Below are 20,014 nucleotides of genomic sequence, written 5' to 3'. Positions count from 1 at the left end.
TTTTCCGACATGAGATTCTCGGGTCGTGGCTTCGCGACGCCCGAGAATGACGGGCGGCTTACTCGCCCGCCGACAGCCCGTCCTCGACCTCGACCGGATCGAACGAATAGCGCCGCGAGCAGAATTCGCAGGTGACGCCGAGCTTGCCGTCATCCGCGATCATCGCCTTGCGATCCTCGGGCGCAAAGCCGCGCAGCATCGCGAGCACGCGCTCGCGCGAGCAGCGGCAGTCCTCGCGCACGAGGACCGGCTCGAAGACGCGGGCGCCGCGCTCGTGGAAGAGGCGGTAGAGCAGGCGCTCACTCTCCAGCGTCGGGTCGAGCAGTTCGTGATCCTCGACCGTCTCGACCAGCGAGCGCGCCTCCATCCAGGCATCGTCGGCGATGCCGTCCGGATCGCCCTTGGCGAGGATATCGTGTCCCTCGGGTGCATCGCCCGGGTGCATGTCCGCAGCGCGCAGGCGATCCGCCGAGTGCGGCATGAACTGGACGAGGATGCCGCCGGCGCGCCATTGCGGCCGCCCGCCCGTGGTGACGGTGCCGACGCCAAGCCGGACATGCGTCGGGATCTGCTCGGACTGGCGGAAATACTGGTGTGCGGCCTCTTCCAGGCTTTGGCCCTTCAGCGCGACGATGCCCTGATAGCGGGTCGTGGCCGAGCCCTGGTCGACGGTCATGGCGAGATGGCCCTCGCCGAGAAGTTCACCGCTCGAGACCTTGCCGAGCGCGATCGCCTCGACGAGCTTGGCCTCGTCGATATGGGCGACGGCCCGGAAATTGTCGGGCGCGTTGAAGTCGACGACCATCATCGGGATGGCACCGTCGCTCTTGGTCTGGAGCTGGAAGCGGCCCTCGAACTTGAGCGCCGTGCCGAGCAGGACGGTGAGCGCCGCCGCCTCCCCGAGCACGCGTGAGACCGGCTCCGGATAGCCATGGCGATCGAGGATCGCATCGATCGCCGGGCCCAGCCGCACGACGCGGCCGCGCACGTCGAGATCGGGCACGGCGAAGGGGATGACCCGGTCGTCGAGCCCGGCAGCGCTCATGCTGTCGTCGACGGCCATCAGGCCGCCGCTCCGCCGAAGCACCAGGCGAGGATGCCCTTCTGCGCGTGCAGGCGGTTCTCGGCCTCGTCGAAGACGGCCGATTGCGGGCCGTCCATGATCGCGTCCGTGACCTCCTCGCCGCGCGAGGCGGGAAGGCAATGCATGAAGATCGCGTCCTTCTCGGCGCGCTCCATCAGCCTGTCGTCGACCTGATAGGGTCGCAGCAGGTTGTGGCGGGTGCCTTCGTTGTCATCGCCCATCGAGACCCAGCAGTCGGTGATGACGCAATCGGCGCCCTCGACCGCTTCCTCGGGGCGATTGGTCAGCTTGATGCGGGCGCCCTGTTTTTTGGCCCAGGCGATCAGGGCCGGCGGGGGGCTGAGCTCCTCCGGCGTCGCGACGGACAGTTCGAAATCGAGCCGGCCGGCAGCGTGGACCCAGGAGGTCAGCACGTTGTTGGTGTCGCCGGTCCAGGCGATGCGCTTGCCCTCGATCGCACCCTTGCGCTGCTCGAAGGTCATGACATCGGCCATGACCTGGCAGGGGTGCTGGCGCTTGGTCAGGCCGTTGATCACCGGGACGGTGGCGTATTTCGCCATCTCGACCAGCGAATCGTGATCGAGGATGCGGATCATGATCGCATCGACATAGCGCGAGAGCACGCGGGCGGTGTCCGCGATGGTCTCGCGCTCGCCGAGCTCGATCTCATGGCCGGCGACCATCATCGGCGATCCCCCGAGCTCGCGGATGCCGACATCGAAGGAGACGCGGGTCCGTAAGGACGGCTGCTCGAAGATGGTCGCGATGACCTTGCCTTCGAGCAGGCGGTCGCCGGCGGCTGCGGGCGTACGGCGTCGCGCCTTGATCTCCTCGCCCGTGCGCAGGATGGCGCGCAGCTCGTTGCCGGAGAAATCGGAGAGATCGAGGAAATGGCGCGTCACGGGCGCTTCCTTCGCTTCGCTGGTGGGGTCTGGGGGTGAACTTATTCGGCGGCCGGGCGCTTCAGCGCCGCTTCGATCGCGCCCGCCGTCTTGTCGAGACGCGAGACGGCTTCCGCGACATCGGCCTCGGTGATGATCAGCGGCGGCAGCAGGCGCACGACATTGTCGCCGGCGCCGACGACGAGCAGGCCATGGGCGCGGGCTTCGTTGACGAAGTCGGTGTTGAGCGTGTGCAGCTTCAGGCCGAGCATCAGGCCCTCGCCACGGATCTCCTGGATCACATCCGGATGCTTGTCCTTGAGCTCGGCCAGCGACTGCTTCAGCCGGAGCGAAATCTGGCCGACATTCTCGATGAAACCGGGCGCCAGCACCACGTCGAGCACGGCATTGCCGACCGCCATGGCGAGCGGATTGCCGCCGAAGGTGGTGCCATGCGTGCCGAGCGTCATGCCGGATGCCGCTTCCTCGGTCGCGAGACAGGCGCCCATCGGGAAGCCGCCGCCGATGCCCTTGGCGATCGACATGATGTCCGGCGCGACGCCGTATGTCTCATGCGCGAAGAACTTGCCGGTGCGGCCGACGCCGGTCTGGATCTCGTCGAAGATCAGCATCAGGCCCTGCTCGTCGCAGAGATCGCGCAGCAGCTTGAGGAAGCGGGCCGGAACCGAGCGCAGGCCGCCCTCGCCCTGGATCGGCTCGATCATCAGCGCGGCGGTCTCAGGCGTGATCGCGGCGCGCAGCGCCTTCTCGTCGTCGAAGGGCACCTGGTCGAAGCCATCGACCTTGGGGCCGAAGCCGTCGATATATTTCTGCTGGCCGCCGGCGGCGATGGTTGCCAGCGTCCGGCCGTGGAAGGCACCCTCGAAGGTGATGATGCGATAGCGCTCGGGATGGCCCTTCGCGGCATGGTATTTCCGCGCCATCTTGATGGCGCACTCGTTCGCCTCGGCGCCTGAATTGGTGAAGAAGACACGCTCGGCGAAGGTCGCCTCGCAGAGGCGGCGGGCCAGCCGCTCGCCATCAGGCGCGCCATAGAGGTTCGAGGTGTGCCAGATCTTGCCGGCCTGCTCGGTCAGCGTCTTGACGAGATGCGGATGGGCGTGGCCGAGCGCGTTGACCGCGATGCCGGCGCCGAAATCGAGATAGCGGGTGCCGTCGGCCGTGATCGCCCAGGGACCCTCGCCGCGCTCGAAGGCGACGGGGGCGCGGGCATAGGTCGGGACAAGCACGGACTGGCTGGCGGAAACAGGGGCGGGAGCCATGGGACGAAGATCCTCGCGAAGGGGACGGGGTGAGAAACGGATTGGCGCTGGACGGAGAACGACGATCCGGGGTGGATGCTGCAGGATGCAGCCATGATACGACCCGGCGGCGACGTTATCGTCGCGCCCAGCTCCCGATCTCTCGTCGCGCCGTCATCCGCATCGTCGGAACCTTGATCCGCCAAACATAAGCGCCGCCCGAGCGGGGCGGCGTCACCTTGTGGATAAATATGCTTAAGGAGGCCGCGGCTGTCAATTCAATGCGGCGGGGACAGTGTTGCCGAAAGGATTCGCTTGACCGCGCATTCGCGAATCGCCTGGGGAAAAGCCGAATTCCGATTCGCCGACTCTTGTTCGCGAGTCACCGCAGCTTGTATGGTCGGCTTCGTCAGATACGACATTTCGTGCGGCGCCTCCTGTACCGTCTGTTGCGGCAGCAACGGCCTTGTCCCTGTGACAGAGCCGCCGGTCCCGGATTCCGTCACGAAGCGCCCTTAAAGGCCGGACCCGCAAGGGATCGGCCGGACAAGACAGGTGATGCGGATGAACGAAGCCGGAGCATGGACGGAAGAGCGCGTCGAGCTGCTCAAGAAGCTCTGGAGCGATGGGCTGAGCGCCAGCCAGATCGCCGCCGAGCTGGGCAGCGTCACGCGCAACGCGGTGATCGGCAAGGTCCACCGCCTCGGCCTTTCGGGCCGGGCCAAGAGCGCGGCGCAGCCGGCCGCGCCGCGCAGCAACGCACCCCGCAAGGCCCCGGCGCGCTCGCCGAGCCATCCGATGGCCGGGGTAGCCTCCGCGCCGACGCGCGGCGCCCATGCGCTCGCGCCCGACTTCGCCGTCGAGGTGGAGAGCGCGGTCGAGGCGTCGCCGCTGCCCTCCGAGGACGTGGTGATCCCGTTCTCGGAGCGCGTTACCATCATGGACCTGCGCGAATACATGTGCCGCTGGCCGATGGGCGACCCGACGACCCCGGAGTTCCGTTTCTGCGGCGCGCGTTCGCAGACCGGCCTGCCCTATTGCAGCCACCACGCCCGCATCGCCTACCAACCTGCCGCCGACCGCCGGCGCGACCGGAGCAAGGCCCGGGCCTGATCGGGTTTGGGGGCTTCGAACAAAGAAAACCGGCCGAAAGGCCGGTTTTTTATTGCCTGATGGAAGGGCACGTCATGCTCGGGCTTGTCCCGAGCATCTCGAGACGAGAGAGGCTCCGGTATCATTTCCGGGAAGAGATTCTCGGACCTGCGCTTCGCTCCGCCGGAGAATGACGGGCCATGCCCAGACTCCTCACAACCTCCGTTTCTTCTCCAGCGAGCGGCTCCAGCGCGAGAGCGCGAAGCAGATCAGCCAGTAGATCGCCCCCGAGAAGACATAAGCCTCCATGTTCATGCCGACCCAGTTGGGATCGGCAAGAGAAGCCTGGGCGATGCCGAGCAGGTCGAGGATCGAGACGACCAGCACCAGCGTCGTGTTCTTGATCAGCGCGATGAACTCGTTGGTCATCGCCGGCAGCGAGATGCGCAGAGCCTGCGGCAGCACGATCAGGCCGGTCGCCTTCCAGTAGTTGAGGCCGAGCGCGGTCGCCGCCTCGCGCTGGCCCCTGGGCAGGGCCTGCAGGCCGCCGCGCACCGCCTCCGCCATGTAGGCGGCGATGACGAAGCCCAACCCGATCACGGCGCGCGCCAGCCGGTCGATGCCGATGCCGCCGGGCAGGATCAGCGGCAGCAGCAGCGACGCCAGGAAGATCACCGCGATGATCGGCACGCCGCGCCAGAACTCGATGAAGATGACGCTGATCAGCCGGATGATCCTGAGCTCCGATTGCCGGCCGAGCGCGAAGAGGATGCCGAGCGGGATCGCGATCAGGCTCGCATAGATCGAGATGAACAGGGTCAGCATCAGGCCGCCCCATTCGCGCGTCTCGATATCACGCAAGCCGAAACCACCAGAGAGCAGCCAGATGCCGAGCGGCGGCAGGATAACGAGCATGGCGAGGCCGAGCTTCAGCCTGAGACGCTGCGGCGCCAGGACCACCGCCGCGATCCCCAACACGAAGGCGATCCCGGCGATGTCGACACGCCAGCGCTGGTCGACGGGATAGAGCCCGTACATGAACTGGCCGAAGCGGGCGCGGATGAAGACCCAGCAGGCACCGCCGGGCGCGCAATCGGCCCTGGTCGAGCCGACCCAGGTCGCATCGATCACCGCCCAGCGGATCAGCGGTATCGCGATCCAGGCGATCAGCACGACCAGCACCACGCTGGTGAAGCCGGTGAAGGGCGTGCCGAACAGGCGCTCGCGCCAGAGGGAGAGAGAGGAGGTGCGGGTCATCGCGTCACCAGGGCGATGCGGGCGTTGTACCAGTTCATCAGCGCCGACACCGCGAGCCCGATGACGAGATAGACCGCGAGCGTCATGGCGATGATCTCGATCGCCTGGCCGGTATTGTTGAGTGCCGAGCCCATGAACAGGCTGACCACGTCGGGATAGGCGATCGCCGCGCCGAAGGACGAGTTCTTGAGCACGTTGAGATACTGGTTGGTCAGGGGCGGGGTCATCACCCGGAGTGCCTGCGGGATGACGACGAGGCTCAGAATCCGGCCGGGACGCAGGCCCAGCGCCGAAGCCGCCTCGCTCTGGCCCTTCGCAACGGATTCGATGCCGCCGCGCACGATCTCGGCGATGAAGCCGGCGGTATAGGTGACGAGTGCGGCAAGCAGCGCGACGAATTCCGGGATGACGACGAAGCCGCCGCGATAGTTGAAGCCGCGCAGCACCGGAATGTCCCAGCGCGTGGCCAGGCTGGCCCAGGCGATCGCGAGCGCTGGCACCACCACGATCAGCCCGATGCCGATGGCGAGCAGCGGCGCGTCCTGCCCGGTGCGCTCCTTGCGGCGGCGCGCCCAGGCGCTGGCCAGCCAGTAGCAGAGCCAGGAGACCAGGACCGCCAGCGCCGCCCAGCGGAAATTGTCGGGTGCATCCGGCAGCGGGATGGTGATGCCGCGGTTGTTGAGGAAGGCGACGCCGAAAAGGCCGATGCTCTGGCGCGGCTGCGGCAGGGCGGCGATGACACCGAAATACCAGAACAGCACGAAGAACAGCAGCGGGATATTGCGGACGAACTCGACATAGGCGCCGGCGATGGTCGAGAGCAGCCAGTGCGAGGACAGCCTAGCAATGCCGAGCGCGAAGCCGAGCAGCGTCGCCAGCACGATGGCGATCACGGTCACCAGCATGGTGTTGGCGACGCCGACCCAGAACAGGGCGAGGATGTTGTCGGCCTGCGTATAGTTGGTCAGGACGAAGGGCACCTCGATGCCCGAGGTGCGCCAGAGGAAGTCGAAGCCCGAGGCGATGCCGGCCTTGACCATGTTCTCCGAGGCGTTGCGCACGAAGAACACGGCGAGGCCGACGAGCAGCAGGATCAGGGCGATCTGGTAGAACCAGTCCCGGACGCGCTTGTCGTTGATGAAGGATAGGAAGCTGCTCACGACCACCTCGATCGAGGTTCGCGGACGTCATTCCCGGGCTTGACCCGGGAATCTCGTGACGCTTGGGCTGAATTCCGAGATGGCCGGGTCAAGCCCGGCCATGACGAGCCTTCACTGTTCTCACTGGAAGGGCGGGGTGAAGAGCAGGCCGCCCTTGGTCCAGAGCTGGTTCTGGCCGCGCTCCATCTTCAGGTTCGAGCCCATGCCGACGGTGCGCTCATAGCTCTCGCCGTAATTACCGACCTGCTTGATGACGTTGTACATCCAGTCGTTCGAGAGCCCCATCATCGCGCCGAAGCCGCCCTCGGCACCGAGCAGGCGGCGGACTTCCGAATTCTTGGAGTTCGCCTTCATCTCGTCGACGTTCTTGGAGGTGACGCCGAGCGCCTCCGCCGCGATGGTGCCGTTCAGCACCCAGCGCACGATGAGCTGCCAGCGCTCGTCGCCCCAGCGCGTCACCGGCCCCTGCGGATCGTTCGAGATCGGCTGGGTCAGGATGATGTGCTCCTCGGGGTTCTTGAGCTTGGCACGCTGGCCGGCGAGCGCGCCGACGCCGGCGGTATAGGCGTCGCAGCGGCCCGCATCATAGGCGGCGATGGCGTCGTCGTTCTTCTGGAAATTGGTGATGGTGGTCTTGAGGTTGCGCTCGCGGAACCAGTCGGCGGCGTTCTTCTCCTCGGTCGAGCCGGCGGCGACGCAGACCGAGGCGCCGTCGAGATCCGCGGCCGTCTTGGCATTGGCCGATTTGCGGACGATGAAGGTCTGGCCCTCGTAGAAATTGATGCCCTGGAAGTTGAGGCCGAGCGTCGCGTTGCGCGAGAAGGTGATGGTCGAGTTGCGCGCGAGCACATCGACCTGGCCCGATTGCAGGATCGGCCAGCGCTGCTGCACCGAGGTCGGCGTGTATTTCACCTTGCTGGCATCGCCGAGCACCGCAGCGGCCAGCGCCTTGCAGTAGTCGACATCGAGCCCGCTCCACTCGCCCTTGTCATTGGCGAAGGAGAAGCCGGGCAGGCCGAGATGCACGCCGCATTCGAGATTACCGCGCGCCTTGACGGCGTCCAGCGTCGGGCTCGGCGCGAGCTGCTGCGCCTGCGCCATCGAAGTTCCCGCGGCCAGCAAAAACGCCGCTCCCAAGATCCTGATCGTCATATCCGTCTCCCCGAGGCCGTCAGCAGCCTTCTGTGTTGCAAAGCGACTATGCAACAGGAGCAAGGAAAGCGGTAGCGGCGGAAATGCCAATCCGCGTCAGTTGCCGAAGATCGTGTTGAGCTGGCTGCCGACCATGATGAAGGTCGTGCGCTTCGACATCTCCTTCAGGCGCACCGCGCCGATATAGGTCATCGCCGAGCGCACGCCGCCCATCAGTTCCTGCATCGTGCCCTCGACCGGGCCGCGATAGGGCACCTCGACGGTCTTGCCCTCGGAGGCCCGGTACTTGGCGACGCCACCGGAATACTTGTTCATCGCCGTGTCCGAGGACATGCCGTAGAAGGTCATCGCGACCGGCACCGTCTCGCCGTCGCGCTCCTCGTAGCGGATCTCGCCCTCGCATTCGTCATGGCCGGCGAGCATGCCGCCCATCATCACGAAATCGGAGCCGCCACCATAGGCCTTGGCGACGTCGCCGGGCACGGTCAGCCCGCCATCGCCGCAGACAAAGCCCTTCAGGCCATGGGCCGCGTCCGCGCATTCGATGATGGCGGAGAGCTGGGGATAGCCGACGCCGGTCATCTTGCGGGTGGTGCAGACCGAGCCCGGCCCGATGCCGACCTTGACGATATCGGCCCCGGCGAGGATCAGCGCCTCGGTCATGTCGCCGGTGACGACATTGCCGGCCATGATCGCCGCATCCGGGAAGTCTGCGCGCGTCGCCTTGACCGTGTCGACGAATTTCTCGGTGTAGCCGTTGGCGACGTCCAGGCAGATCTTGGTGATCGGCGAGCGGGCATGGACGGCCTTCAGCTTGTCATGGTCGGAATCGGTGGTGCCCAGCGAATAGAAGGCATTGGCCGAGCCCGGCTCGCGGAAGAAGGCGATCAGCTCCTCGGCGCTGTAATGCTTGTGCAGGGCGACCATGGCGCCGTGCTTCAGGAGCGCGCGGGCCATCGCCATGGTGCCGACGACGTCCATGTTGGCGGCGATCAGCGGAAAACCCTTCCACTCCTTGCCGGTATGGGCGAAGCGGAACGAGCGCTCGACATCGACCTCGGCGCGGCTGCCCAGCGTCGAGCGCTTCGGGCGGATCAGCACGTCGCGGAAATCGAGCTTCGGATCGTTTTCGATGCGCATGATCGGGCCTCTGGATCTCGCTGTCGCGGGGCCGAGGCCCGGCGGCCGCACGCGGAGAGGCGTGCGCCGATTCATAGCCCCTGGGGCGGGAGCGGCGCAATCCCGACGCTCAGGCCGCGGCTGGCGGCGGTGCCGTCGTGCGGGCGTTCTTGCGGATCGTATAGAGCGTCGCGCCGATGACGATAGCGGCGCCGAGCCAGGTGGTGAGCGCCGGAATCTCGGCGAAGAAGACGAAGCCGGTGAAGCTCGCCAGCAGCAGACGGCTGAAATCGAGCGGCGCCAGCGCCGCCGCCTCGCCGACCTGATAGGCGCGGGTGATCAGCCATTGCCCGGCGGTGCCGAAGACGCTCAGCGTGATCAGCCAGAACCATTGATTGGGCGTCGGCATCTGCCACCACGCCCAGGTCGGGACCGCCAGCAGCACGATCAGCACGATGCCCTGATAGAGCAGGATCGTATCGGTGCGCTCGCTCGCGGCGAGCTTGCGGACGCTGACCGTGATGGCGGCGCCGCAGATCGCTCCGGCGACAGCGAGCATGGCATAGATATCCAGCCCCTCCGAGCTCGGCCGCAGCATGATCAGCACGCCGACGAACCCGATCGCCGTCGCCGCCCAACGCCTGATATCGACGACCTCCTTGAGGACGAGGACCGCCGCGATGGTGACGAACAGCACCTGGCTGAAACCGATGGCGGTCGCCTGGGCAAGCGGGATTTTGACGACCGCCGTGAAGCCGCACAGCATGGACAGGAGCGTGACCACGCTGCGGAAGACCTGCAGGCCGAGCCGGTCGGTATGGAGCGCCCGCCGCAGACTGCCGGCGGCGAAGAGCAGCAGGATCGCCGTCATGATCACCTGCCGGATCAGCAGGATCTGCGCGAGCGGGATGGCTTGTCCGACATGCTTGATGCCGGCGACCATCACCGCATAGACAAGCAAGGCGGCGAGCATGAAGACCGAACCGCGCAGATTCGGGCTCGCGCCGCGCCACCAGTAGCGCAGGCGCTGCCTGCGGGTTTCCAGCCAGCCGAACCGGCCTGCCTTCACGCCACCCGATGGCTCGGCCTCGACGATCGGAACGGAGGCGGAAGACCCGGGCGCCGGAGGCGCGGACGCGGCCGGCTCGTGCCAGGGGGCATCGCCCTCGAACCCCGGCCGACCCTGCCGGCCGGACTGCCGTTCCTCGCTCATCACCCTCAACCAGTGGTCGGCGGCCGATGGCCGGCGCGGAATTTCATCCCTTGCCGCAAATCATTGAGGAAACGCGGCAATTCGGCCAATGACAATGCGACATGGCCGCGTTGTTCCGGCCGCGCGGCGCGCAGGGGCGACATACCCGGCGCGGACTGTGCAAGGCGGCGAACAGCCTCTAGGAGGAACCTCAAAGGGACCTGCCGCTTGACGCTTCGAGACCGCCCCTCTTCCCGCCTCCGGGCGGCCTTGGAAACCGACCGGCCAATCCGGCACGGCGGCACCGGCCGATGAAGGCCCTGTTCGACGATTTCCTGGGCGGCCTCAAGGCGTTCGCCCCCAACCGCTTCCCCTATCGCCGTTTCGCGCTGGCGCTCGCGCTCGGCGGGCTCGGCGGCTGGCTTTTCGTGCAGGCCAAGCTGCCCCTGCCCTGGATGCTGGGCTCGATGGTGTTCTGCACCGTCACCGCGCTGGTCAACCTGCCGGTCGCCGCGCCAGCGGTGATCCGCCCGCCGATGACGGCGGTGATCGGGGTGATGCTCGGCGCCTCGTTCAAGCCGGAGGTGGTCTCGCAGATGCCGAACTGGCTGCCGACGCTCGCCGGGCTCGTGCTGTTCATGGTCGCCTGCGGGCTCTGCTGCGTCAGCTATTTCCGCCGCGTCGCCGGGTTCGACCCGGTCACCGCCTTCTTCTCGGGCATGCCCGGCGGCCTGATCGAGATGGTCACGGTCGGCGAGGAAAAAGGTGGCGATGCCCGCATCATCGCGCTGATCCATTCGGCCCGCATCCTGCTCGTGGTGATGACGCTGCCCTTCATCGTGCAGTGGATCGGCGGGGTGACGCTGAGCGGCGGGCGCGTCGCCGGCCCTTCCATCACGCAGACGCCGCTCGGTTCCGAGCTCTGGCTGATCGGCTGCGGCATCGCCGGCGTCATCGTCGGCCACTGGCTCCGGATGCCCGCGAAATACCTGCTCGGCCCGATGCTGGTCAGCGCGATCGTGCACGTCACCGGCCTCAGCGCCGCGATGCCACCGTCCGAGATCGTCAATGCGGCGCAGCTCGTGCTGGGCGTGACGATCGGCTGCCGCTTCGTCGGCACGGCGCCGCGCATCATCCTGCGCGTGCTGCTGCTCTCGGTCGGCTCGACCATGATCCTGCTGGCGCTGACGCTGGGCTTCGCCTGGCTCGTCGCGCTGCTATCCGTGCACGGCCATGTCCCGCTGATCCTGGCCTATTCGCCGGGCGGCCTCGCCGAGATGAGCCTGATCGCGCTGGCGCTCCATACGGAGGTCGCCTTCGTCGCGGCCCATCACATCATCCGCGTCTTCCTGGTGATGGTCTCGGCCGGGCCGATCTTCGGCCTGATTGGCCGCCGGGACAGCAAGGCCGCAGTCGAATAGCCGCCTACGCCGCGGCAACGGCAAGCCCGCGCGCGAGCCCGTCCGCCAGCGCCACACGCTGCCCCTCCATGAAGGCGGCGCCATCGATGCGCTGCCGATCGCCGGCACGGATCGCGGCGACGCGCTCCGTCACCGCCCGGGCGAAATCCGCCGCCGTATCGGCAGGGGTGAAGTTGGCCGGCAGCGTCGTGAAGCCGCGACAGGACAGAGCGGTCGCGACCGCCGGCAGGCCGAGCTGCATCGCCTCGATCGTCTTGAGCTGCACGCCGGTCCCGGCCCGGCTCGACAGGGCGATCAGCCGGCAGGAGCGCAGGAAATGCTCGGCCGAGGGCACGCGCCCGACGAGCGTCACGTTCAGCGGCGTCCGCAATTCGGGCGGCACCCGGCCGGCAATCGCGACGCGGATTCCATCGGGCAGCAGTGGGCAGACCTCCTGGAGGAACCATTCCAGGCCGATCAGGTTCGAGCCCCAGGTCCAGGTGCCGACCAGGCCGACATCGAAGGCCGGGGCCTCGCCGAGATCGCCGGGTGGAGCTGCGGCCGGCCCATGGGAGGAGACCAGCGGCAGGGCGCAGGATTTCTCCCGATAGGCGGGACCGAGCGCCTGCCGGTCCTCTTCCGCGAGCGTCCAGATGAAGCGCGCCTCGTCCCAGAGCCGTCGCTCCAGCCGCTCCAGCAAGCCCGCCTCGCGCCGGTAGAGCCGGCGCAACAGCAGGCTTTCGGCATGATCGGCGTTCTGACCGGCCGAAACATGCTCGATATTGTGCTCGACGAGGATGCAGGGCGCGAGCCGCAGCAATTCCGGAAAAGCACCCGGCAACATGACGGAATTCAGGATCAGCGCGTCGAAAGGCCCGTGAGCCCGGACGGCTTCGACGAGGCGGCCCGCTCCGGCGAGCCTGAGCTTCGCGCAGGCAACCGGCAAGCCGAGCCGCACGGCGGCCGCCAGCCAGCGCAGCTTCTGCGCCGTCGGCACCACCGCGTTCTCGATATCGGCCTCGGCGATCACGACCGCTTGCTCCGGCTCGGCCGGAACCTCGCCGGGGCGCAGGAAGCCGATCGCCGTGACCTCGTGCCCGGCCGCGCGCAACGCCGAGAGGATCGCCGCATTGGCGATCTCGAAGCCGGTATCCGGCCGGGCGACGGGAATGAGCGAGGTCAGGAAAGCAAGACGCAAGGCGGAAAGCTCGTCGACAGGTGGTAACTCCACTCGTCTCATTGGCCGGGCAGGTCAAGCTGCGCCGTCGGCTATGATCAATAGGACTTGGCGGGATCGGCCGCTCTTTCGGCGAAGGCGGACACCGAACCTTAAGCTGCCGCAGCCTAGCTTGCGGGCCGATGACCATGGCCAGCCAGACAGCCCAGAGCACGCCGGGAGGCGGGCCGGACCACCCCGCCGGGCCGGTCTTCGGCACGCCCGAAAGCTTCGAGGTTGTGGCCGGTTCGGCGCCAGAAGCGCTGGCGGGAATCACGAGCGTCGTCTGCGTCCCGACCTTCAAGCGTCCGGACATGCTGGAAGCGACATTGCGCTCGCTCGCCAGCCAGAAGGGCGGGCATGATTTCGCGGTGATCGTGGTCGAGAACGAGGGCATCGAGCGCGCCGGAGCGGCCCGCGCCAGTGCCCTGCTCGCGGCGGGGCTGTTCAAGGGCTTCGTTCTCGTCGAGCCGCGCCAGGGCAACTGCAAGGCCTATAACGCCGCTTGGCGCTGCGCCCTGACGCGCTTCCCGGCCGTGGAACAGATCCTCGGCATCGATGACGACGAGGAGGCGGAGCCGGGCTGGCTCGATGCCTTCGTCACGGCGGCCCGGACAGCACCGGCAGAGCTGTTCGGCGGCTCGGTCACGCCGGTCTTCACTGACGTCTCGCGCGCCTGGTTGTCAGCGCATCCGGTGTTCCGATCGCATTACAGCGCCTCCGGGCCGGTGCCGATGCTCTATTCGAGCGCGAACTACCTGATCCGGCGCGGCGTACTCGAGAGGCTCGGCTTCCCCTTCCTCGACGAGAGCTTCGATTTCACCGGCGGCGGCGACACCGATTTCTTCACCCGCGCCAAGGCGGCCGGCTTCCGCTTCTGGTGGGTGCAGGAGGCGGCGCAGCGCGAGACCATGCCGGCTCGGCGCAGCGAATTCGCCTGGATCCATGCGCGTGGCCTGCGCAATGGCGCGATCTCGGCGGCCATCGAGCGACGGCAAAATCCCGGAACCGCCGGCAGGCTGCGGGTGCTGGCGAAATCCCTCGCCCTGCTCGCAGCGGCGGTTCCGCGGGGGCTCGCGCTCGGCATCCGCACCGGTTCGGGGCTGATCGGGCTCTACCATGCGCAGGTCGCGATCGGCCGGTTGATGTCGGAATTCGGCGTCGCCAACGAACAGTACCGCAAGCCCGAGAAGAACTGACCCGGCTTTCGCCGCAGCAGACGCTTCAGGCCGCGTTGATCACGAAGCCGCGCAGCTTGTTCGCGTGGGGCCCGAGCGCCTTCTGCCAGCCTTGTGCCACTGCCTTGGTGGAGCCAGCGTCGCGCGCGACCAGCACGATATCGTCGGCCGCCTCGGCAAAGCGCCCGATCAGCCCCGCGATCGGCAGGCTGCCGCCATCGACGATCATCGGTCCGAAACGATGCGCCGCCGCGAACGGCCCTGTCCGCAGCGAGCCCTGCCCCGCCGCCGGCGGGTTTCCGGCCAACGGCAGGAAGGTCAGGCCGGTGCCTTCGTCCTTGAGAATCGCGCGCGCCAGGGCCGCACGCCCGGCCAGCACGTCGCCGAGCCCAAGCGGCGCATCGGCGGCGAAAACCGGGGTCAGGCCGTGAGCGCCGTCGCCGGCATCGACGAGCAGCGCCGGCAGACCGGACCGGGCCGCATCCAGCGCGAGATTAAGGGCGAGCGTGGTCGCCCCCGCCTGCGGCTCGACGCCGAGAACAAGGACGCGGCGGCGTTGCTCGCCCCCCGCTGCTCCGGTCAGCGCGAGGCGAATGGCCGAGACGGCCTCGGCGAAACCGCCCTGCGGCTTGTCGATGACATCGACCAGATGCGCCTGTCCCTGGAAGACCGAGCGCGCCTCCGCCACGCCACGCCGCCAGCGGCGATTGCGCACGGACGGGATGGTGCCGAGCGTCGCCAGGGCAGCGGGCTGGGAGGCAGGTTCGGGAGCTGCCTCGAGCACCCTCGCGGGAACGGAACGGCGTATCGGCTCGGGAGCCGGTTCGGCCGCCGGCGCGGGTTGGCGCGCGGCGTGCTCCGCCTGCCCGCCCTGAATCGCCATGAGACGCCGCCAGCCCGCCGGCCCCAGCCCCGTGGAAGCGGCCGGCGACGGTGGCTCCGGCCGCATTGCCGCGGGCTGGGGCGAGGCAGCGGCTGGTGAGGCAGGCCTGGGTGCTGGCCGTGCGCTCTCGGCCGCTTCGGTGGCGACGGCGCGCGGGGCGCGACGCCAGAACGGCTTGGCTTGCCGCGGAGGGGAAGGAGGAGCCGCGGGCGCGGGAGGTGTGGATAGGGGCCGCTCCTTCGCAACCGCCTCGGGCGCGGCAGGGCGCGGCGCACGGCGCCAGAACGGCTTGCGGGGGCGGGTTTCCTTGTTGGCCGGAGGCCGCGGCACGGCGAACAGGGCGAGGCCGAGCGCCAGCATGGCGCCTGCGCCGCCGCCGCCGAAGGCGCCGAGCATGGCGAGCGTCCGCCGGCTCATGCCGCTCTTTTCGAGCGGCGGCATGGCCGGGCTGATGATGCGGGCATTGGTGGTATCGATGCCGCCGAGCTCGCCGGTCTCGCGGGCACGCTTGAGGAAGGCGTCATAGATGGCGCGCGAGGATTCGACCTCGCGTTCGAGCTCGCGCAGCTGCACCGAGGCGCGGCCGGCGGCGTATTGCCCGGCCGTGAGCTGGTCGACACGGCGGGCGAGCTGGCGCTCGGCCTCGACCGCGCGGTCATATTCCGCCTTGGCGGCGCGGGCGATGCGGGAGAGTTCGTCGGCGATCTGGCGGCGGGCATCGCGCACCTGCGACTGCGACGCGGCCAGTGCCGGGTGACGTGCGCCGAGCGAGGAGACGAGATCCGCCTCGCGCGCCAGCGCCGCGCCGAGCTGGGCGCGCAGCGCGGTCATCGTGTTGGAGGCGACGGCTTCGGGAATCGCGCCGGCCTCGATATTGGTCGCACGCGTCGCCGTGATCTGGTCGTACTTGGCCTTGGCCTCGGTCGCGCGGGTCCGGGCCGCGACGAGCTGCGTGTTGTTGAGCGACAACTGCTCCTCGCTCAGCGAGCGAGTGCCGACACCGACGATGTTGTTGGCTTCCTTGTATTTTTCCGCCTTTTCCTCGGCGATGCGCAGACGGTTGCGCAGTTCCTCCAGCCGCCCGGTCAGGGCCGTGGTCGCGCGCTGCGCCGCCTCGGATCGGACCGCGGCCTGATCGTCCAGATAGGCCTCGGCCAGCGCATTGGCGATCTTCGCCGCCTTGTCCGGGTCCTGCGCCGTCGCGGAAATGTCGATGACGAAGGTGCGCTCGCCGCGCCGGACGCCGACCGTTCGGTCGAGCGCCGCCAGCGCGTAGAGCGTCGCTTTCGGCGACGGGCCGGTGTCAGTACCCAGCAGGCGGGAGAGGAAGCCGGCCGAGGCTCCGCCGAAATCGGGATCACGATCGAGGTTCAGCCGCTCGACAACCCGCGACTTGATGCTGTCGGAGGCGATCACCCGCGCCTGGCTTTCGAGATAGCCGGTGATCGAGGTCGGGTCGCTGCCGACGGTGTTGGGCGAGACGTCGTTCTGGAGCACGCGCAGATCGCGCGGATCGATGAAGAGCTGCGCGGTCGAGACGTATTTCGGCGTCATCAGCAGGCCGGCGAGGATCGCCAGGGCAAGACCGAGCACGGCCATCAGCAGGATCAGCCCGCGCCGCGCCCAGAGCGTCCCGATAATCCAGACGGGATCGGCGAGACGGGCAAGCTGGGCAGGCATGGCAGGAGCCGGCCGCTCGTGGCGGTCTTGCCCGTGGCGATCCTGCCTGTCCTGTGCTTCGCTCGCTGCCGGCTCGGTTGTGAACATGACGCTACGCTTCACTGTCCCGCATCACACTGTGCCACGCCGGTAGCGTTCGAGCACGGCCATCATCGGCTTCTGCCGATAATCGGCATCAAGCGGCAGGGGCCGGGCGCGGGCGCTGTCCTTGCGCGGGAAAGTTTCGTGAACCCATGAATAGCGGTCGGTCAGTCCCCAGGTGACGATCGCCTTCGGCCGCTTGGCCGAGACGACAGCGTCGAGGAAGGTCGAGACCAGGGTGGCGGCGGTCTTGTCGCGCTTCGCGGCATCGGCCGGCAGCTTCCAGTCGATGACGTCGAGCTCGGTGATCTCGACATCGAGGCCGAGCTCGTCGAGATCGCGCATGAAGCGCTGCAGGCCGTCCACGTCGATGCCCTTGTCGGCATAGAGATGCGCCTGCATGCCGACGCCATGCACCGGGATGCCCTTGTCCTTCAGGCGCCGGCAGATATCGAGCGCGACCTTGCGGCGCGCGGCGGCGCCGGGAACCGGCTCCTCGAAATGGAAATCGTTGAGCACGAGCCGGGCTTTCGGGTCGACCCGCGCCGCGGTGCGGAAGGCGATGTCGACATGCTCCGGCCCGAGCAGGCGCTGCCAGATCGTGTCGCGCCAGGGACCGCCCTCGGTGGGATCGTATTTGATGACCTCGTTGACCACATCCCAGGTGGCGATCCGCCCCTTGTAGCGATCGACCACGATCTCGATGTGGTTGACGAGCTCGCGCTCGGCCTCGGCCCGCGTCGTCATCTCCCTGGCCCAGTTGGGCAGCGCCTCGCCCCAGAGCAGCGTGTGGCCGCGCAGCGCCTTCCTGTTCGCCTCGGCGAAGGCGACGAGTTCGTCGGCGCCGGAGAAATCGAAGCGCGGCCGGTCGTGCCGCAGCGCCTCCCATTTCAGGTCGTTCATCGGCACGATGACGTCGCAATAGCGCCTCAGAGCCTCGCGATAGCGCCCGTCCTTGCGAAAGGTATCGATCTCCGCCGCAGAACCGAACGGGATCGGCCGGGCAGCCGCAAGCGCGGAATCCGTTCCTCCCAGGCTGCCCGCCATCAGGCCGGCCGCGGCTCCGCGCAGCAGGTCGCGGCGCGTCGGCGACGCCTCATTCCGGTCCGTTTCGGGTTGCTGCTCAGTCAATCGGGACGCTTCCGTATCGTTTAGGGTCGTTCAACGCCTCTGGGCTAAGAGGGATTCGTCACATCGCAACGCTTGAGGCACGCGCCGGGCCAGCCGCCGCGGAAACGGGTCATGCTGCCGGATCGCGCCACCATCTTCGCCTACCTCACCATCCTGAGCGGCTCCGCCGGCCGGCTCGTGATCTCCCTTGTCTACTTCCTCATCGTTGCGAATACGTTGACCCTCGGCGAATTCGGTCTGTTCGCCACGGCGTCCTCGACCGGGCTCATCCTGTCGCGGCTCTTGGCCTTCGGTTTCATCTCGCCGCTCTACCGGGTCGCCACCGTCAAGCCGCGCCTGCTCGGTGCCTATCTGTCCGGCTTCGCGGGCCTGTCCGCATTCTCGCTGCCGCTGATCACGCTGGTTGCCGGCGCCGCCTATCTGCTGCTGTTCGCGGAGCGCCTCGCACTCCTGCCCTTCGCGGCGATCATCGTCGCGGAGGTCCTGGGCTGGCGCCTCGTCGAGGTCGTCGCCATCGTCAATAACGGGCTTAGGCGCTTCCGGCAGGCGGCCCTGCTCGTGATCATCGGCTCGGGCTTGCGCACGATCGCGGCGCTGCTCTTCGCCGGTTTCGGCCATGCCAGCCTCGAGATCTGGGCCTTCGCCTATTGCGGCGCGACGATGGCGAGCGCCCTGATCGCGCTCCTCGCCTTCCTGCCGGCGGCACGCTGGCGCTTCGTGCGCAGCCTCTATCCGCGCCGCATGGCGGACGCCGTCTTCGCCGGCGCGGCCGATATCGTGTTCTACGTCCAGTCAGAACTCGACAAGCTCCTGGTGCTCGGCCTCGCCGGCGAGCGCACCGCCGGCCTCTATGCCATCGCGCTCCGGGTGATCGACCTCACCGCGATGCCGGTGCGCAGCTTCAACCAGATGCTGGTGCAGAAGATCATGCAGGAGCGTGGCGTCGGCGGCTTCAGGCGGCTTGCGGCTTACGAAGCGGGAATCGCGCTCGTCTCGGTCGCCGGGCTCGTCGCCGTCATCATCGCACTCAAGCCCTTCCCGCATTTGCTCGGCCGCAACGTCTCGGAAGCCGCCTATCTGTTCGCACCGATGCTGCTGGTCCCGGCCTTCCGCAATCTCGTCGAGTACCACGCCGAACTGCTCTACGCCCGCGAGCGCACCGGCTCGCGCATCGCTCTGTTGTGCCTGCTCACCGCGATCAAGGCCGGGTTGATCTCGGTGGTGATGACGCGGTTCCCGGAGGCCAGAAGCTGGGCCGCCTCGATGAACCTCGTCTTCGGCGTGGTCTATCTCGCCTCGGCCGGCTTCACCTACACGCTGCTGGCGCAGGGTCGCAGGCCGCTACGCTGAGGCCTGCCGCTCGAACAGGGCGCGGATGCGATCGAGCGGCTCGCCGATGAAGGACTGGATGCCGATGGCGACCTGCCAGGGTTCCAGAACCTCCTCGAAGGAGGCGAGCCGATCCATCCCGGCGACATCCTCGCTGAACCAGTAGACCTTGCAGAGCTCGCGCGCATCCGGCCAGTGGCCGGCAGCCTCGAGCCCGAGCACGCGTTCAACGAAATAGCCGTAGATCACATATTCCGAGAACTGCCGCTCGCGAGCGATGGCGGAGACCCAGTCGCGCCCGCTGACGCTCTCGACATGGTCGAGCAGGGCCAGCACATGGTCGCGGCGCCAGCTCACCAGATTGTTGATGTAGTCCGGGCTCGGGAACGATGGTGCGTCGAGCCCGAGCAGGGCGCTGGCATGCTCACACCAGGGGATGTGGCGCGCCATGTCGGCGGTAATCGCATCCGGCTTGCGATAGAGCCGGATCGCGCCGTCATCCGACAAGCTGGTCAGGTCGAAGGGCCGCACGAACAGCATGTCGGAATCGGCGAAGAGGATGACGTCCTCGGCGCAGGTTTTTGCGACCGCGAATTTCCTGAGCTGCTGGGCATGCCAGCCGCGCAGCGGCGGGATGCCGCGCGCCAGCGCCTGAAACCCGGTCCAGAGCCGGCGCGTGCCGAAGCTCAGCGGATCGGGCCGCGATTGCAGCCAGCCCGGCAATAATTGCGATTCCGGCAGGATGCGGCGGCGCGGCCCTTCGAGATCCCGAAACAGCGGGACGTCGCGGTCCTCGACCAGAAGATAATGGACCGCATGGCCGGTGACGAAGCGATCGATGCTGGCGCAGAGCAGCCGGCAACGCTCGATATCGCCCCTGTAGCTCGGCGTCGCCAGGGCAAAAGTTTCATTCAATT

At 67.8% G+C, this 20,014-nt stretch carries 16 protein-coding genes; 4 read left to right on the top strand and 12 right to left on the bottom strand.

Features of this window, described 5'->3' with window-relative positions; genetic code table 11:
- Nucleotides 1-58: 58 nt before the first annotated feature.
- Genes FHT98_RS12365 through FHT98_RS12355 form a run of 3 tightly spaced genes read right to left on the bottom strand, consistent with a single transcriptional unit; the run spans nucleotide 59 to nucleotide 3,248 of the window.
- Entirely contained in the window at nucleotides 59-1,063 is a 1,005-nt protein-coding gene (locus FHT98_RS12365; RefSeq protein ID WP_142114197.1) for an Hsp33 family molecular chaperone, read from the bottom strand.
- The gene (gene argF / locus FHT98_RS12360; RefSeq protein ID WP_091857624.1) at nucleotides 1,063-1,986 is read right to left on the bottom strand and encodes an ornithine carbamoyltransferase; all 924 of its coding nucleotides are present in this window, start codon (nucleotides 1,984-1,986) and stop codon (nucleotides 1,063-1,065) included. Before argF ends, FHT98_RS12365 begins: the two co-directional genes overlap by 1 nt.
- Nucleotides 1,987-2,027: 41 nt before the next feature.
- A complete protein-coding gene (locus tag FHT98_RS12355; RefSeq protein ID WP_142114196.1) occupies nucleotides 2,028-3,248 on the bottom strand; it encodes an aspartate aminotransferase family protein in 1,221 nt (406 codons plus the stop codon).
- Between the two features lie 543 nt (nucleotides 3,249-3,791).
- Here FHT98_RS12355 and FHT98_RS12350 point away from each other — a divergent pair.
- Complete coding sequence (locus tag FHT98_RS12350; RefSeq protein ID WP_142114195.1) at nucleotides 3,792-4,340, top strand: GcrA family cell cycle regulator; 549 nt, start codon at nucleotides 3,792-3,794, stop codon at nucleotides 4,338-4,340.
- A gap of 192 nt (nucleotides 4,341-4,532) precedes the next feature.
- On the opposite strand, the gene FHT98_RS12345 is transcribed toward FHT98_RS12350, so the two are convergent.
- The 5 genes from FHT98_RS12345 to FHT98_RS12325 form a co-directional block, all read right to left on the bottom strand.
- Nucleotides 4,533-5,576, bottom strand: coding sequence for an amino acid ABC transporter permease (locus FHT98_RS12345; protein WP_142114194.1), 1,044 nt, complete (start codon nucleotides 5,574-5,576; stop codon nucleotides 4,533-4,535).
- The gene (locus tag FHT98_RS12340; RefSeq protein ID WP_248309208.1) at nucleotides 5,573-6,736 is read right to left on the bottom strand and encodes an amino acid ABC transporter permease; all 1,164 of its coding nucleotides are present in this window, start codon (nucleotides 6,734-6,736) and stop codon (nucleotides 5,573-5,575) included. Before FHT98_RS12340 ends, FHT98_RS12345 begins: the two co-directional genes overlap by 4 nt.
- Before the next feature lie 120 nt (nucleotides 6,737-6,856).
- The gene (locus tag FHT98_RS12335) at nucleotides 6,857-7,888 is read right to left on the bottom strand and encodes an amino acid ABC transporter substrate-binding protein (RefSeq protein WP_162766191.1); all 1,032 of its coding nucleotides are present in this window, start codon (nucleotides 7,886-7,888) and stop codon (nucleotides 6,857-6,859) included.
- 96 nt (nucleotides 7,889-7,984) lie between these two features.
- The gene (locus tag FHT98_RS12330; RefSeq protein WP_061971090.1) at nucleotides 7,985-9,028 is read right to left on the bottom strand and encodes a GMP reductase; all 1,044 of its coding nucleotides are present in this window, start codon (nucleotides 9,026-9,028) and stop codon (nucleotides 7,985-7,987) included.
- A gap of 109 nt (nucleotides 9,029-9,137) precedes the next feature.
- Nucleotides 9,138-10,220 (bottom strand): DMT family transporter, encoded by a 1,083-nt coding sequence (locus FHT98_RS12325; RefSeq protein ID WP_142114192.1) that lies wholly within the window; start codon nucleotides 10,218-10,220, stop codon nucleotides 9,138-9,140.
- 290 nt (nucleotides 10,221-10,510) lie between these two features.
- Between FHT98_RS12325 and FHT98_RS12320 the strand changes: the two genes are divergently transcribed.
- On the top strand, nucleotides 10,511-11,620 hold the full coding sequence (locus FHT98_RS12320) for an AbrB family transcriptional regulator (RefSeq protein WP_142114191.1): 1,110 nt from the start codon (nucleotides 10,511-10,513) through the stop codon (nucleotides 11,618-11,620).
- 4 nt (nucleotides 11,621-11,624) lie between these two features.
- Here the strand turns inward: FHT98_RS12320 and FHT98_RS12315 are convergent, their stop codons facing one another.
- Nucleotides 11,625-12,797, bottom strand: a complete 1,173-nt coding sequence (locus FHT98_RS12315) for a glycosyltransferase (RefSeq protein ID WP_185745138.1) — start codon at nucleotides 12,795-12,797, stop codon at nucleotides 11,625-11,627.
- Nucleotides 12,798-12,964: 167 nt separating this feature from the next.
- Here FHT98_RS12315 and FHT98_RS12310 point away from each other — a divergent pair, with 167 nt between their 5' ends.
- Complete coding sequence (locus FHT98_RS12310; protein ID WP_142114189.1) at nucleotides 12,965-14,014, top strand: glycosyltransferase family 2 protein; 1,050 nt, start codon at nucleotides 12,965-12,967, stop codon at nucleotides 14,012-14,014.
- Nucleotides 14,015-14,039: 25 nt separating this feature from the next.
- Here FHT98_RS12310 and FHT98_RS12305 read toward each other — a convergent pair whose 3' ends face one another.
- On the bottom strand, nucleotides 14,040-16,556 hold the full coding sequence (locus FHT98_RS12305; RefSeq protein ID WP_185745137.1) for an exopolysaccharide transport family protein: 2,517 nt from the start codon (nucleotides 16,554-16,556) through the stop codon (nucleotides 14,040-14,042).
- A 111-nt stretch (nucleotides 16,557-16,667) separates the two neighbouring features.
- On the bottom strand, nucleotides 16,668-17,768 hold the full coding sequence (locus FHT98_RS12300; RefSeq protein ID WP_142114187.1) for an endo-1,4-beta-xylanase: 1,101 nt from the start codon (nucleotides 17,766-17,768) through the stop codon (nucleotides 16,668-16,670).
- 111 nt (nucleotides 17,769-17,879) lie between these two features.
- On the opposite strand from FHT98_RS12300, the gene FHT98_RS12295 reads away from it, so the two are divergent.
- On the top strand, nucleotides 17,880-19,118 hold the full coding sequence (locus tag FHT98_RS12295) for a lipopolysaccharide biosynthesis protein (RefSeq protein WP_142114186.1): 1,239 nt from the start codon (nucleotides 17,880-17,882) through the stop codon (nucleotides 19,116-19,118).
- Here FHT98_RS12295 and FHT98_RS12290 read toward each other — a convergent pair.
- Entirely contained in the window at nucleotides 19,110-20,012 is a 903-nt protein-coding gene (locus FHT98_RS12290) for a DUF6492 family protein (RefSeq protein ID WP_142114185.1), read from the bottom strand. The two genes, FHT98_RS12295 and FHT98_RS12290, sit on opposite strands and share 9 nt — an antisense overlap.
- Nucleotides 20,013-20,014: the final 2 nt, after the last annotated feature.

The organism is Allobosea sp. AK1 (assembly GCF_006714945.1).
Taxonomy (GTDB): domain Bacteria; phylum Pseudomonadota; class Alphaproteobacteria; order Rhizobiales; family Beijerinckiaceae; genus Allobosea; species Allobosea robiniae.
Note: the sequence above shows the minus strand (reverse complement) of the source record. Positions and strands in the feature narration are given on the sequence as shown.

Bases quoted from the DNA above. Each gene is read 5' to 3' on its own strand.
- FHT98_RS12295 (WP_142114186.1), top strand. From the start codon at position 17,880: ATGCTGCCGGATCGCGCCACCATCTTCGCCTACCTCACCATCCTGAGC.
- FHT98_RS12325 (WP_142114192.1), bottom strand. From the start codon at position 10,220: ATGAGCGAGGAACGGCAGTCCGGCCGGCAGGGTCGGCCGGGGTTCGAG.
- FHT98_RS12365 (WP_142114197.1), bottom strand. From the start codon at position 1,063: ATGGCCGTCGACGACAGCATGAGCGCTGCCGGGCTCGACGACCGGGTC.
- FHT98_RS12305 (WP_185745137.1), bottom strand. From the start codon at position 16,556: ATGCCTGCCCAGCTTGCCCGTCTCGCCGATCCCGTCTGGATTATCGGG.
- FHT98_RS12320 (WP_142114191.1), top strand. From the start codon at position 10,511: ATGAAGGCCCTGTTCGACGATTTCCTGGGCGGCCTCAAGGCGTTCGCC.
- FHT98_RS12310 (WP_142114189.1), top strand. From the start codon at position 12,965: ATGGCCAGCCAGACAGCCCAGAGCACGCCGGGAGGCGGGCCGGACCAC.
- FHT98_RS12335 (WP_162766191.1), bottom strand. From the start codon at position 7,888: ATGACGATCAGGATCTTGGGAGCGGCGTTTTTGCTGGCCGCGGGAACT.
- FHT98_RS12350 (WP_142114195.1), top strand. From the start codon at position 3,792: ATGAACGAAGCCGGAGCATGGACGGAAGAGCGCGTCGAGCTGCTCAAG.
- FHT98_RS12355 (WP_142114196.1), bottom strand. From the start codon at position 3,248: ATGGCTCCCGCCCCTGTTTCCGCCAGCCAGTCCGTGCTTGTCCCGACC.
- FHT98_RS12330 (WP_061971090.1), bottom strand. From the start codon at position 9,028: ATGCGCATCGAAAACGATCCGAAGCTCGATTTCCGCGACGTGCTGATC.
- FHT98_RS12345 (WP_142114194.1), bottom strand. From the start codon at position 5,576: ATGACCCGCACCTCCTCTCTCTCCCTCTGGCGCGAGCGCCTGTTCGGC.